This window comes from Brasilonema bromeliae SPC951, assembly GCF_012912135.1.
Classification (GTDB): domain Bacteria; phylum Cyanobacteriota; class Cyanobacteriia; order Cyanobacteriales; family Nostocaceae; genus Brasilonema; species Brasilonema bromeliae.
This window is the reverse complement of sequence record NZ_QMEB01000164.1, coordinates 1-14728: the sequence shown is the minus strand read 5'-3', so window position 1 is coordinate 14728 and position 14728 is coordinate 1. Positions and strand designations below refer to the sequence as shown.

Sequence of the window (14728 nt, the reverse complement as noted above, 5' to 3'; positions counted from 1 at the left end):
GACTCTGGTGAGTGGGAGTACGGATAAGACTATCAAGATTTGGAATCTGCAAACTCTTGAATTGAAATTTACCCTGACTGAGCATACCGACTTCCTTAATTACCTCGCCATCAGCCCGGATAGCAAGACTCTGGTGAGTGTAAGTTACGACAAAACTATCAAGATTTGGAATCTGCAAACAGGCGAATTGAAAACTACCCTGACTGGGCATAACGACAGGATTATTTGCGTCGCCATCAGCCCGGATGGCAAAACTTTGGTGAGTGGGAGTTTCGACAAGACTATCAAGATTTGGCGAATGCCGTAGGGATTTGAGGATTTTAGATTTGTGGTTGCTGCACTTCGTTGCCTAATTAAGAAAAATATAATTATTACATATCTCAATACATCACAACCTAAATTCACTCACATGACAAATATTACCATTTTTAACATTGACGACAATATCAAAAACCTCTTGCAACAACAAGCTTCCAAAAATGGTCGTTCCCTAGAAGAAGAAGTAAAAGAGATTCTCCGTTTTGCTTTAATAGAAAATCAAAAACCGCCTGTAAATCTTGTAAATATGATAGAAAAACGCTTTGCCCACTTGGGAGATTTTGAACTAGGAGAAGTTATCAGAGAACCTATGCGTCCTGCACCCACTTTTGAATGATGATTATTCTTGATACTAATGTATTGTCAGAATTAATCAAACCCCAAGGTTCTGTAGTAGTTCGCAATTGGGCATCTCGACAACCTGTTACAGGTTTATTTACTACAACAATTACACAAGCTGAAATACTATATGGCATCACCATTTTACCAGAAGGAAAGCGTAAGTATGAACTCTACCAAGCCGCTACTTTAATGTTTGCAGAAGACTTTATAGGGCGTGTTCTTCCATTTGATGAATCTGCCGCTATAGCTTTTGCTAATATTTCAGCTCAAAGACGAAGAAATGGGACTCCCATCTCTCAAGCTGATGCCCAAATTGCTGCTATTTGTTACTCTCGTAACGCAGCGATCGCAACTCGTAATGTTGCTGATTTTGCAGGCTGCGGAATTTTTATTATTAATCCTTGGGAAGAGAAATCTCCATGAGGAATAACCAATGGAAGATGAATACGATTTTAGCCAAGGCAAGCGTGGAGCGATCGAACCAATATCACCAGGACGGACACGCGCAAGGAACGCGATGAGCTTTCGCCCCGCCTGAGCACAAAGTGCACGCGCCGCGTTGGCGCAGCCTGTCCGCAGGACTTACGGCGATCGCAAAAAGTTCACAGTCGCTCGAATCTAAGAAAATTTCATAATTTATATAGGTTTTGGATATAGGTTTTGACACTGTGAATGGTTTATATTTACCGAGTAGGTGGCATTAGATATGGGAGGAAGCGCTGCATAATTGTGAACAACTAACCCTCTAGTACCATCATCAACAAACGTGAGTGTCACTTACTGGCATATAAGAAGTTATCATTTCTGCTAAATTGCAAACGTTACAGTCTAAACTGAAAATCCTTGTTCCGGAATACCTCTAGCTTTAAAATAAGCAATCATGTCTAAGGTTCTTGTCTCCGATCCAATTGACCAGGCTGGGATTGACATTCTTTCCCAAGTTGCTGCTGTAGATGTGAAAACAGGATTAAAACCAGAGGAACTGGTAGAAATCATTGGTGAGTACGACGCGCTAATGATTCGCTCTGGTACCCGCGTTACTCAAGAAATTATTGAAGCTGGGACGCAATTAAAAATTATCGGTCGCGCTGGTGTAGGTGTCGATAATGTGGATGTTCCCGCTGCTACCCGCAAAGGAATTGTGGTCGTTAATTCTCCTGAAGGGAACACAATTGCTGCTGCAGAACACGCGCTGGCGATGATGCTATCTTTGTCTCGCTACATCCCTGATGCCAATGCTTCAGTCAAACGCGGTGAGTGGGATCGTAAAAGCTTCATTGGTGCCGAAGTTTACAAAAAAACTCTGGGTATTGTCGGCTTAGGTAAAATTGGCTCCCATGTTGCTGCTGTTGCTAGAGCAATGGGAATGAAATTGTTGGCTTTTGATCCCTTCATTTCCACTGAAAGGGCAGAACAAATCGGCTGTCAATTAGTGGATTTGGAAGTATTGATACAGCAAGCAGATTACATCACGCTGCATATTCCCAAAACTCCAGAAACCACCCACTTAATTAACACCGAAAGATTGGCAAAAATGAAACCCAACGCCCGCATTATTAATTGCGCTCGCGGTGGGATTATTGACGAAGAAGCATTAGCAGTTGCTCTCCGGGAAGGTAAAATTGCTGGTGCAGCACTGGATGTGTATGAGGCAGAACCATTGGGCGAGTCTTCATTAAAGTCACTCGGGCAACAAGCTATCCTCACCCCACATTTGGGCGCTTCGACAACAGAAGCACAAGTTAATGTGGCAATTGACGTTGCAGAACAAATTCGGGATGTGTTATTGGGACTTCCCGCGCGTTCAGCGGTGAATATTCCCGGATTGAGTCCTAACGTACTGGAAGAACTCAAACCCTACATGCAGCTAGCAGAAACTTTGGGTAAGTTGGTAGGACAGCTGGCTGGCGGACGAGTGGAGTTACTCAACGTCCGGCTACAAGGCGAATTGGCAACAAACAAGAGTCAGCCCTTGGTGGTTGCAGCCTTGAAAGGACTACTTTACCAAGCTTTGCGGGAACGAGTTAACTACGTTAATGCCAGCATTGAGGCAAAAGAGCGGGGAATTCGCGTGATTGAAACGCGGGATGCTTCGATTAAAGACTATGCTGGTTCTTTGCATCTAGAAGCGACAGGTTCTTTGGGGACTCATTCTGTTACAGGTGCTTTGTTGGGCGGTGGAGAAATTCGCCTTACCAATTTGGACGATTTCCCAATCAACGTTCCCCCTAATCAACATATGCTCTTTACCTTACACCGTGATATGCCAGGGATTATTGGCAAACTCGGTTCCCTACTTGGCAGCTTTAATGTCAATATTGCCAGTATGCAAGTCGGTCGCAAAATCATTCGTGGTGATGCGGTGATGGTACTCAGTCTTGATGATCCCTTACCCGATGGGATTTTACCTGAGATTATTAAGGTGTCTGGAATTCGTGATGCGTATACGGTAACACTATAGGAATTAGAAGTCGAAGTCAGAAGTCGGAAGAAATCATTTCTCCTGTCTCCTGACTTCTCTAAGTCCTATGCCTACAGCACGGCTGCGCCGAATGGGCACATTTTGTGTCAGCGCAGCGTCGCTGAAGGCGTTATTCTGAGTTTTTTTATGGCAAACACTTGGTGGGAACTACAAATTCTTTGTGAGTCAGATTTAGAAGATTCCATCTTTTGGCGGCTGGAAAATTCTGGCTGGCGCGGAACAGCCAGTCAAAGAAAAGGAAATAATTTTTGCGTCAAGAGTTACTTACCGCAATTTCAAGCACTACCGCAAGATTTGGATGATTTATCGCACCTGTTGCGTCAAGATGCTCTATCTATGGGACTTTCTGCACCTGTTGTGCAGTGGGAGGTGATTGATGAGGAGGATTGGGCGAGTAGCTGGAAACAACATTGGCAACCCCAGGAAATAGGCGATCGCCTCCTCATCAACCCCGCATGGCTACCACTCCCAGAAAATTCTGACCGCCTCATCCTTCTTTTAGACCCTGGCGTAGCATTTGGCACAGGTGCTCATGCCACAACTCAATTGTGCTTAGAATCCCTGGAAATGCGTTTGAGCAACGAACCTCAGTCTTTTGTGGGTAAAGAAAAAGAAAGTGATGGTGTGGTGATTGCGGATATTGGATGTGGTTCTGGTATCCTTTCCATAGTGTCAATTATGCTGGGCGCGAAGAAAGCCTATGCAGTAGATGTTGATCCCTTGGCAGTCAAGTCAACCCTAGAAAACTGTAAACTCAACGGTGTAAGTCCAGAACAGTTGGTTGTGGCGGAAGGTAGTTTAGAGGTTTTGACAAAACTGCTGGAACAACCTGTAGATGGGATTGTCTGCAATATTTTGGCTCATGTCATTATAAGTTTGGTTCCGGATTTGAGTGCGATCGCCAAACACAGCACTTGGGGTATCTTTAGTGGCATATTATTTGAGCAATCTAAAGCCGTCATTGATACTCTAGAGAAACACGGCTGGATTGTTGCAACCGTGTGGCGGCGCAACGAATGGTGCTGTATTAATGTGCGGCGTTCTTGAACAGTCCTCAAATTTGATTGTTTTGGTGTTGGGTTTTTTTTACTTATTTTCCCTGTAGTAACAGTTGACGACTTTAAGGGAGTATCGTAGCCCGTTCCAGAAAAATCGGGGATTCCTCACCGTCTTTTTTGAGAGTATCTTTGATGATTTGTCTATTCTTCTGAATTTTTATGCTCCTTTCATGGAAGTTCGGGATCCATGAATTTTTTCGGTGATAAAAACCGTATAATCACTGCCTCAGTTTTTAAATACTATAAGAATCAAAGGAAGTGAAAAGCTGAATTCATTAAACAAAATCCTATTGATTGGAGAGAGAAAAAGATGACATTAGTTCGTTGGAATAATTGGCAACAAATGAACTCCTTACACCGTCAAATGAACCGCTTATTCGATGATATGCTCGTACCCTCAACATTTGTTGAAAGAAACTTTCCAAGAGTTCCAGCTGCTGAATTGCAAGAAACAGAAGATGCTATCCATCTCAAGCTAGAACTACCAGGAATTGAAGCTAAAGATTTGGATGTGCAAGTCACACAAAAGGCTGTTTCCATCAAAGGAGAGCGCAAGTCAGAAACTAAGACTGAAGAAAAGGGTCGTACTGTGACTGAATTCCACTACGGTAAATTCCAGCGCGTGATTCCTTTACCTTCGCAAATTCAAAATACCAATGTTACAGCAGAATACAAAGACGGTATTTTGAACTTGACACTACCAAAATCTCAAGAAGAGAAGAACAAAGTCGTCAAAGTTAATCTGGATCAATCTGCTGCTTAATTCATTGCAAGAAGTTATTAATTTTAAGAATTGTTAGGAAAAGATAGCCTGAATGCACAGTAGGTTAACCTAACAAAAACGCCCAGTCAGTTTCATATGACTGGGTTTTTTTATTGACTAACAACTGGTAACCTAAATTATTATCTAAAATCGCTAATCGTGTCCGTCGATACCAGTGCCGTGTCTGCTGTCGGACAATGCCATTGGTGCGTTCTTGACGACGTGGGTTGATTTACTTTCTGGAAATTGGATCATGGTTATATTCTGCAACACCATAATTTTTCTTTCCAAGTAAGCGGAAATTGATAGCTAGCAACTGTAGCTTAACTTAATTCTACGTCTACAAAAACCCTACCAGTTCCACTGTGAAGGAGTTTCTCGTCCAATACACAACCTTTCCAAAGGGATAAAGAGCTATCTTTGTACAAAACTAAATGCTTTTTTCACAGGAGTTGCAATAACTATGACGCAACGATTGACTACAGAGCAACTAACACAGATAATCGCTGAGGTAGAAAGGCTGCAAGCACGTCGGGAAGCAGAAATTGAACCCGAACAAGTCAATGAAATTTTACAGGAATTAGGTTTATCGCCAGATTTGCTAGATGAAGCGCTTGTTCAGGTGCGGCGTCAGCAAGCTTTGGAAGCACAGCAAAAACGCGATCGCATAATTGCTGTGGGGATAATTGCTGCTTTGGTGGTTGTTATTGCTAGTACGTTCTTTTTTATCCAACAACATAATTCTGCCATTGCCCGCGTTGTCGCCCAAACAAACCGCATCACCCTGACACAAGATAATGGCGATAACTTGAAAACGATCTCACGTGAAAATAGTCCAGAAATCTTTTACCGTGTGACTTTAAAGGATGCGCCTTTGGATCAAAGACTGGATTTGTTGTGCGATTGGATTGATCCTAGTGGTCAAATTGTCAAGCAAAATCGCTATCAAACCCGCGAGATTGACAAACCCATCTGGGATACATACTGCCGCAACACAATAGGTTCTGCATCTGCTTCAGGTAAATGGAAAGTGCAGATGTCTGTTGAAGGTCGTCCACTTAGCCAAGCAGAATTTGAAGTAAGGTAGTATGGGGAGTATTCCACAGGGTAAGGAGACAACTCAGCCCCATCAATTTATTGGATATTGGGGTTATGCTCAAAGACGCGAATTAGAAGCGCGGCTAAGTCTTGTCAAAACACCACATACGAAGTATCACAAGTTCTCTCATGTCGATTCGAGAGTTGAGGATAATTCTTATCCTATCTGGAATGTTGCTTGCATTGGTTTTCAACAAGAGTCAATACCACCAATTCATTTTCAGACTGATCACACGGAACGAATAGCTGCTATCTCAGCATCAGGAATCTTGACTGACTCGCACGTCATAGGCTCATTTTTACCTGATGCTTGGGTAAATCTACAGGGAAGCGATGGGCAAAGCCCCGCCGGAGGCGATGCTCCCAAGGGGAGCCGCCCAAAGGGCGAACGCCTAATTTTAGGACGAGAACCTTTCGGGCGAGTCCCTCTGTACTGGACTCAACAAGGAGAAGTCATTTGGTTTGCATCCCAGCTACAACTGCTGCTAAAAATAGTTGAAAAGCCAGAAGTCAGTATACCGGGTTTGTACGGTTATAGTTGTTTTTCTTATGTTCCCAATCCGCTGACGCCTACGACGAACGTGTTTGCAGTTCCTGCAGGGACTGAGTTAGTCTGGCAAAGTCAGCCGAATTCAAAAACGCTATCAGCACCCATTTACAAACGTTTGTGGGAATGGAGTGAAGCAAGCGAACAACTAAAAGATGAAACAACGGCTGTCAAACAACTGCAAATTTTGCTTCAACAAGTTATTGAGCGTCAAATTTCCGACTTAAAAGATGAGCCTGTCGGAGTTTTTCTTTCTGGAGGATTAGATTCCTCTGTTGTGGCGGCGTTGCTGGTACAAGCAGGGGTAAAGGTGATTGGTTATACTCTAGATTTTGGTGACGCAGGCATTCCAGAATCTCCCTATGCCGAAATTGTCGCCCAGCATCTTAAAATTCCTTTGGTAAAAGTCGATGCTAGCCCGCGTCAAATCCAAAAAGCTATCATACCTACTGTACAGGCGCTCGATTTGCCTTTTGGAGATGGTGTGAGTGTTCCTTTGTTTCTTTTAGCACAAAGAGCTAGTCAGGAAACTAAGGTGATTTTTAATGGCGAAGGTGGCGACCAGTTGTTTGCTGGTTGGGTGAATAAACCTTTAATAGCAGCAGGCGTTTACCAAACAGAAAATCCATCAGGACAAGAAACATTTATACAGCAATACCTCCGCACTTTTCACCGTCTTTGGGGTTACGAAGCTCAAATCTACCAGCCACATATTTATGAACAGATACAAAATTTACATCCAGAAGAATGGATTGCAGAAGCGCTCGATCCTGCGTATTGCAAAGCAATTCTCCATCGGCTCCGCCGTGCTGCCCTGATGTTGAAAGGAGCACAAAATATACATCCGCGTGCGACTGCTTTGGGTTTTGCTCACGGGTTGTTTGTGCGATCGCCTTTGTGCGACTTACCACTGGCAGAGTGGACATTCCAGGTTTCTGGAGAACTCTGCTTACAGGGAGCCTGCGAGAAATATATCCTCAAGCGAGCTGTAGAAAATTGGTTACCGCCAGAAATTGTTTGGCGACAAAAGCGCGGTATGGGAGTTCCCTTAACCTCCTGGTGTTTAAACGAGTTCTGGCGTCAGATTGGCAAGTGGTTAAATCCTGGCAGACTTCGTGTCGAAAACCGCTTTTCTCCGCATCTGGCAGCACAAATTGCTGCTAGTCAGTTGGGAGCCACTCTTCAAGATCGTCGTATTGGTGAGATTCTTTGGTTGCTTATCATGTGGGAGCTTTGGCGAGTACACGTTTTTGGAGAAAAACCAGGCAAACAATCTTTTGATCATCCATTTTGGCTACCACAACAGTTATGGAGATTTCAGAAAAAATGGCAAGCGTAGAAAAACTTGATGTAGAACTCTCGGATGCAACCTCTCTACAGGAATTAAACTCCTCATCCGCTCATCTGCCTTTCTCCCAAAAACTGGCTCAAGAGTTGCTGAATACCTACGGTTCACCACTCTACGTTTACCAAGGTGACATCTTACGCCAAACTATCCAACATATCACTCAAGCTTTTTCCTATCCTCGCACCCAATTTCGCTTTGCCAGCGTCACTAATGGGAATATTTCTGTACTGCAAATTTTTCGTGATCAAGGTTGGGGACTACACGCCAATACACCTGGAGATATTTATCTCGGACTACAGGCGGGTTTTGCGCCAGAACAAATTGTCTACAGTGGTAGTAATTTGAACCGCGCCGAGATGGAACAAGTCCTGAATTGGGGTGTAAAAACTCTCAATTTGGATAGTGTCTCCCAGTTGCAACTATGCTGCGAAGTCTATCATTCCTTCTGTAGAGAACGCCACATCGCTCAACGCGGGGAACCCGCGCACGCGAGTGGCTCCGTTGCATCCGAGAGTTCTACAACACCGCGCCTTGGCTTACGTCTCAACCTACCTGAAATCACTGGTGATAGCCGCATTGGTGTGCGTCTAGAGGAATTTCCTGATGCGATCTGCGCTTTGCGCAGCAGCGAAGCTATCGCTCTTACCCATCAAGCTGGACTCAAAATCAGTGGTTTGCATTTTTACCGAGGTACTGGAACCAATGCAACAGAAGCTTTTACCAACGTCATTGATAAGGTTATAACCACAGCACAACTTTTACCAGATTGGGAATATCTCGATTTTGGCGGTGGTTTTGGCTACCCCTATCATCATGACGGCGCAGCTTTTAACTGGGAATTGTTTGGTACAGAGTTAAGTGACAGAATGAGTCGTTTGGGAAGAGAAATTGAATTAGTCATTGAACCCGGACGCGCTGCAATTGCCGGATGTGCTACTCTTCTTGCTAAAGTCGTTTCCGTGAAATGGCAGTCAGAAAAGCAAATTGTTGGAGTAGATACCACAGTTGCCAATCTCTGTGTCCCTTCAGTACACGGCGGCTACCGGGAGATTGTTACCTGGAAAGAAGTTGCACAGATGGGCAGAGTAGAGACGTTGCACGCAACATCTGTACAATCCAAAATCGAAAATTCCAAATCTAAGATTTATTTCACAGATGTGTGTGGAAACACCACATATTCACGAGATTTTTTAGGAAGAAACTGTCAACTACCAGCATTAGAAATTGGTGACATTGTCGGCATTTTGGACGTAGGTGCTTATGGTTATGCGATGTCCTCACACTTTTTACACCGTCCTAAACCAGCCGAAGTACTGCTAGAAAATGACACGTACCGTTTAATTCGCAGGCGTGAAGACTACAGCGTTTTGCTGGCAAATCAGGTTTTTTATTAAGACTATTTCGTACTTTTTTCGTAGTCAATAATGTAACAAAAATTATACAAAGGTTAATTGACTGAAACTATCTCATTCAAAACAGAATCAATCACTCTTACCTGATAACTAAAAAATAGTATGAAATGCATTCAATGTGGTACTGACAATAAACTCAAAGACCGGACAAGCAATCAAGGTCGGTGTATCAGATGCCAACATCCTTTTGTGTTTGAACCAACTAACAAAGATGATGAAAAGATAACTGACTCAATGTTTGCTAAGGCTATAGCTGATATTTCTACTAACAACACTCTATTTTTCACACCTAAGCAATTTCTCTATTTCTTGGATAATCGTGTCAAAAGGAAGAGGATAAGTGGATGGGGATGGCTCGGTTTGTATCTATTTTTTAATGTTTGGGCTACAGGTTTTATTGGGGGATTTTCATCTATATTCTTAGCTCCAATATTAGCATCATTTAAATTACCTGCATCGACTACATTTATAATTGCTAATTTAGGAACTCAAATATGGTATATTTACAAAATCTACCAGGATACTAAGTCAAGTTTAATTAACCAGCCTAGACGAAAGGAAAACGCTCAAGTTTTGCGTTTGATAGGTTTGATCATTCTTATTGGAGGTATTTATACCAGTCTATTTATCTTCCATTCATTCATTTTATTTGTCATTTATGTTCTTTTGGGAATGCTGTCCATATACTTAGGATTTAAACAGCTAAACCAATCCGAAATTCCACAGGAATCATTAATTAGGCAAGAACAGGTTCAAAGTTGGTTAAACCGTTGGCGGCAAATCAATGGTTCAATTACGAAAATTCTACCTCCTCCGCGTGAAGAAATTGCACCCGCTGCTGTCAATCCTGATGTGACTGCTTACAGTTTTGATAGGTTAGTTGTTTGTGATAGTGCAGCAATTGCCCAAATGTTAATCGCCAATAACTTTCATTTTGAAAAAAACTGTGCCATCCTCAGCATCAGTGGCTATCCGCAAAACATTTTTGATACTACCATGCTAATGCTACGTCGTAATCCTGATTTAATAGTTTATGCATTGCATGATTGTAGCCCCAGAGGTGTGAGTTTAGTTAATCATCTCCGCACTAGTTCCACTTGGTTTCTCAATAGTAATGTCACGATGATTGATATAGGACTACTGCCACGCCAAATTATTGCTGCAAGTCGCGGTATGTTCATTCAATCTCAGTCAGAATCGGCTGAGGCTGCTAAACAATTAGCACCCGAAATTCGCTCGGCATTATCAACAGATGAATTGGAATGGTTAGAATCTGGTAACTTTGTGGAATTGGAATCATTTAGTCCTCAAAAATTGATTCAAATTCTTAATCACGGCATAGTTAATAGTCAAACTTTAGATAGCGATGATAGCAGCTTGATTCTCGTTGATGATACGGGAAACTCTATGTATGTTGCTGAAAGCTTTGGTTAATTTTTCACTTTTGATTCACTCGCAACCAAATTTCTAAACTAACAAGCAACCAAAGCTTTACTCCATAACGACTCCAAGTGTCTCCTTGAAAGTTTAGCCAATCGCGTATTAGCGACTGGTTTAAATAAGGGGCAATTGCCGCATTGCGACTTAGCAATAGATTTCTTGCTTCTCGTTGCCAATATTTACGAAATCCTAACTGTACCGGAACCATCATTCCACTTTTGGGACGATTAATAATTGTATCTGGCAAAATATCTACAATCGCCCCTTTAAGAACTGCTTTTTCTTCCACTCCAGAAAGCTTATAATCTGGAGGAATTTCCATGCTGAAGTCTACTATCCGCTGGTCAAAAAGAGGAGAACGACCGTGTATATGAGCAGCTTGAGTTAAGTTATTAACTTTAGTAAGAATTTGGTCAGCGCCTTTAAATTTGATGTTCATTGCCATTAAACAATTGAGATAGCTGGCTTGAGAATAGAAATCTTCTTCAAAAACCCAAGGTGTTGTTTGTACTGCTGTCCAAACTTCTGGTTTTAAAAGTTGTGGTAAGTCAGCCGCGCACTTCTGGAAAGAAATTAAATAAGCTTGCAATGAATCTTGATTGGTGACGGAGCCATATAAACTATTAATGAGCATTGGCTGATTTTTTGGACCACCAAAACAAGGATCGCCACCCTCACCATTTAACACCACCTGCACGCTTTCTCGCGCCAATCGTCCCAACATGAGGTTGGGAACAGTCAGCGGATCGCCGATGGGATCATCTAAATACGCCATTGTTTCCGGTAGGCGTTCCCACATATCCCGAAAGGTAATTTCTAGGATGTGGTGTTGCGTTTGACAATGAGAAGCAACGAGACTGGAAAACTCTAACTCATTGGGAGATTCATAACCAAAATGAATCGAGAAGGTATGAACTGGGGAATTGTGGAATTTTGCTGCTAAAGCGGTGATACTGCTGGAGTCCAAACCACCAGAAAGAAAAACGCCAACGGGTTCGTTTTCTGGTGGTAAATATTCTTGAACAACTTGGTTTAGCAGTTCTCGTAGGCGCGCGCCATGCCATGCTAAAGGTTTATCTATTGCTGTAATCTTTTCTTGAAGCTGCCAATAAGCTTGAACCTTGTGGTCGTTGAATTGTAAAACAGTTCCAGGGCGCAGTTCTCGCACCTGTTGCCAAAGTGTTCGCTCCCCAGGAACAAAGGCGCAACAAAGATAATCTCGCAAAGCGACTAAATCTAAATCGGATGAACGATGGGGTGCTAAAGTTCTCAATTTAGGCGCAATCCAACGAACCGAACCAGTGGTTGTGTAGTAGAGAGTACGAGCACCAACGCGATCGCGTACCAGCTGCAACACCTGTTTTTCCCTATCCCAAACCACAAACGCAAACATCCCCACAAGTTGGTTGAGACATTCAAAACCCCATCGTTCCCAAAGATTAGCAACCAGTTGCAGAGGACTTAGCGCAAAGCTATTCGGTTCAATTCCCAATTTTTGCAGCAACTGTGCTTGGTTAGTTAACCACACATCACCAACAACAACAAATTGTTCTCCACAACTGATTGCTAGTTTCTCTGTCAGTACTTCAGAAGCTGTAGGCGGTAGAATCACAGCAACTTTTTCGTCTCGCCAAGCTATACCTTCATAACTTGCATCAACTGTTCCCCAAGCTATTGACCAGGTTGAGTTTGTTTTGATGAATGGGATTTTAGTGGATTTATGATTTTTAAAAACCTCAAATAGCATGAAAATTTTCACCCATCCTTGACTCTAATGCAACCAAAGACTATCACCTGAATTAATATCAAACCAGTGGATATTCTGGGGCGGTAAAGCTAATCTAATTTCTTCATTATTCCATTTTTGGTCTGGTGGTAACAATGCACGTATTGTCAACGGTTCTGTTTCAGAAGTTGCAACACGCACACTGACCAAGTTATGCATACCCAAGTTTTCCACAAGATATACTTGTCCTTGGATAATCTGTGTATCATCGGCTTGTGCAATGCGGACGTGTTCTGGACGAATACCTAAGATAATTTCTTGTGGTATTGTTGGGATATCTGGCAAAAATATGTTTGCATCACCTAAGATTGCAGAACGTTCCTTACAAGGTAGCGTGAGCAAATTCATTTGCGGACTGCCAACAAATCCAGCTACAAATAAATTAGCTGGTTGGTTATAAATGCGCTCAGGTGGATCGAGTTGCTGGATAAGACCATCATTGAGGACAGCTACTTTTGTGGAAAGCGTCATTGCTTCCGTTTGATCGTGAGTCACGTAGACTACTGGAGCTTTTTGAGCGGCAAATATTTGTTTGATATCTGCGCGGACTCGTTCCCGTAAGAGTGCATCTAGGTTACTGAGTGGTTCATCCAGCAAGTAAACTTGGGCGCGACGCACTAACGCCCGACCAACGGCGACTCGCTGTCTTTGTCCGCCCGATAATTGACCAGGTTTACGCTGTAATAATTCTTCTAATCCCAGAAGTTTTGAAACTTCTGTGACTCGCTGTTCAATTTCAGTGCGAGGAGTTTTTTTTAGCTTCAGTCCAGAGGCTAGATTTTCGTACACGGACATATGGGGATAAAGCGCATAGCTTTGAAACACCATCGCCATGTTGCGATCGCCTGGTCGCTTAAACGTAATATCCTCATCCCCAAGAAATATCCGACCGCGAGTCGGTTCTTCTAACCCTGCAATCATTCGCAGTGTCGTAGACTTACCACAGCCACTCGGACCAAGTAAAGTGAGAAATTCATTGTCATCTACAGTTAAATTCACATCTTTAACTGGAATGACTTTGGGAGTATAAGTCTTATTTAAGTTTTGTAGTTCCAGTTTCGCCATAGTTTTTATTTGTTGATTATCTTTTGATTATCTGTTGATTATCCCTTAACAGCACCAGCAGTCAAACCTTGAATAATCTTGCGCTGGAAGAACAAAACGAGTAAAACTAAGGGCAATGTTCCAATCACGGTTGCTGCAGCAATCGGACCATAAGGAATTTCAAAAACTGTTGCACCACCTAATTGTGCTGCAGCCACAGGAATTGTTTTCATCTCTTCACGGGTTATAAATGTGAGAGCAAAGATAAACTCATTCCAGGCAAAAATAAATGTGAGAATTCCCGTCGTTACCAAAGCAGGAAGTGTCATTGGTAGTAATATTTGTATTAACATTTGCAAAGTGTTGTAGCCATCCACTCTTGCAGAATCTTCCAAGTCTTTTGGTAACTGCTCAAAAAAGCTACGTAACACTAAAATTGTTAATGGTAAATTGATAGCAGTGTAGGGAATAATCAGGGCTAAATAGTTGTTGCCTAGATGTAACCCTTGGATAATTTCCAAAAGTCCCAAGAACAATAAAATTCCAGGGAACAAAGTTACAATAAGGATACCTGCAAGGATAACTCTGCCACCCCAAGGACGCAACCGTGCTAAAGCGTAAGCAGCAGGCGCACCTAAAGCTAAAGATAAAACCGTAGAGAGAATCGAGACAAAAGCACTATTTAATATGTAGCGCCAAAACGGACGGCGGGCGAATATTTCAATGTAGTGATTGAGAGTGATTCGAGAGGGAAAATAAACGGTAGGAATTTTAGCAATATCCTGATTGACTTTGAATGAAGTTAGTAATTGCCACATTGCTGGTGCTAAGCAGAAAACCACTACTAAGGTAACTACTATCCAAAGCAAGATATTTTTCCAAGATTTTTTGACTATTGTTTTTGGTTTGGGATTTGTCGTCAAGTTTTCCTGATGAACAGTCATAGAGATTTTTAATTTGAGATGTTATGTAAATCAGGTTGATTTTATCATTCACGTTTTTACCTCACCCCGCCTACGGCACCCCTCTCCTTATTAAGGAGAGCCAGTGCGTTGCGGAGCCAGTCCTGCAGGAGGGTTTCCCTCCGTAG

At 42.6% G+C, this 14728-nt stretch carries 13 protein-coding genes; 10 read left to right on the top strand and 3 right to left on the bottom strand.

Features of this window, described 5'->3' with window-relative positions:
- From DP116_RS19195 to DP116_RS19145, 10 genes are all read left to right on the top strand, one after another.
- Positions 1-307, top strand: a 307-nt coding sequence (locus DP116_RS19195; protein ID WP_369333954.1) for a WD40 repeat domain-containing protein, incomplete at its 5' end; no start/stop codon positions are given.
- Positions 308-328: 21 nt separating this feature from the next.
- Positions 329-655 carry a FitA-like ribbon-helix-helix domain-containing protein gene (locus DP116_RS19190; RefSeq protein WP_339381489.1) on the top strand — a complete coding sequence of 109 codons (327 nt, stop codon included), beginning with the start codon at positions 329-331 and terminating at the stop codon, positions 653-655.
- Complete coding sequence (locus tag DP116_RS19185; RefSeq protein WP_169156693.1) at positions 655-1083, top strand: type II toxin-antitoxin system VapC family toxin; 429 nt, start codon at positions 655-657, stop codon at positions 1081-1083. Before DP116_RS19190 ends, DP116_RS19185 begins: the two co-directional genes overlap by 1 nt.
- A gap of 457 nt (positions 1084-1540) precedes the next feature.
- Positions 1541-3121: a phosphoglycerate dehydrogenase gene (serA, locus tag DP116_RS19175; RefSeq protein WP_169156692.1), complete on the top strand. Its 1581-nt coding sequence runs from the start codon at positions 1541-1543 to the stop codon at positions 3119-3121.
- Between the two features lie 147 nt (positions 3122-3268).
- Positions 3269-4189 (top strand): 50S ribosomal protein L11 methyltransferase, encoded by a 921-nt coding sequence (prmA, locus tag DP116_RS19170; protein ID WP_169156691.1) that lies wholly within the window; start codon positions 3269-3271, stop codon positions 4187-4189.
- A gap of 321 nt (positions 4190-4510) precedes the next feature.
- Positions 4511-4963: an Hsp20/alpha crystallin family protein gene (locus DP116_RS19165; RefSeq protein ID WP_169156690.1), complete on the top strand. Its 453-nt coding sequence runs from the start codon at positions 4511-4513 to the stop codon at positions 4961-4963.
- Between the two features lie 463 nt (positions 4964-5426).
- On the top strand, positions 5427-6050 hold the full coding sequence (locus tag DP116_RS19160; protein WP_169156689.1) for a DUF3859 domain-containing protein: 624 nt from the start codon (positions 5427-5429) through the stop codon (positions 6048-6050).
- A gap of 1 nt (position 6051) precedes the next feature.
- Positions 6052-7947, top strand: a complete 1896-nt coding sequence (locus tag DP116_RS19155; RefSeq protein WP_169156688.1) for an asparagine synthetase B family protein — start codon at positions 6052-6054, stop codon at positions 7945-7947.
- Entirely contained in the window at positions 7935-9350 is a 1416-nt protein-coding gene (locus tag DP116_RS19150) for a diaminopimelate decarboxylase family protein (RefSeq protein ID WP_169156687.1), read from the top strand. Before DP116_RS19155 ends, DP116_RS19150 begins: the two co-directional genes overlap by 13 nt.
- 120 nt (positions 9351-9470) lie before the next feature.
- Positions 9471-10802: a toprim domain-containing protein gene (locus tag DP116_RS19145; protein ID WP_169156686.1), complete on the top strand. Its 1332-nt coding sequence runs from the start codon at positions 9471-9473 to the stop codon at positions 10800-10802.
- 4 nt (positions 10803-10806) lie between these two features.
- On the opposite strand, the gene DP116_RS19140 is transcribed toward DP116_RS19145, so the two are convergent.
- The 3 genes from DP116_RS19140 to DP116_RS19130 are packed head-to-tail and all read right to left on the bottom strand — an operon-like array spanning position 10807 to position 14582.
- A complete protein-coding gene (locus DP116_RS19140; RefSeq protein ID WP_169156685.1) occupies positions 10807-12555 on the bottom strand; it encodes an asparagine synthetase B family protein in 1749 nt (582 codons plus the stop codon).
- A 24-nt stretch (positions 12556-12579) separates the two neighbouring features.
- Entirely contained in the window at positions 12580-13659 is a 1080-nt protein-coding gene (locus DP116_RS19135; RefSeq protein WP_169156684.1) for an ABC transporter ATP-binding protein, read from the bottom strand.
- 38 nt (positions 13660-13697) lie between these two features.
- Positions 13698-14582 carry a carbohydrate ABC transporter permease gene (locus DP116_RS19130; protein ID WP_169156683.1) on the bottom strand — a complete coding sequence of 295 codons (885 nt, stop codon included), beginning with the start codon at positions 14580-14582 and terminating at the stop codon, positions 13698-13700.
- Between the last annotated feature and the right edge of the window lie 146 nt (positions 14583-14728).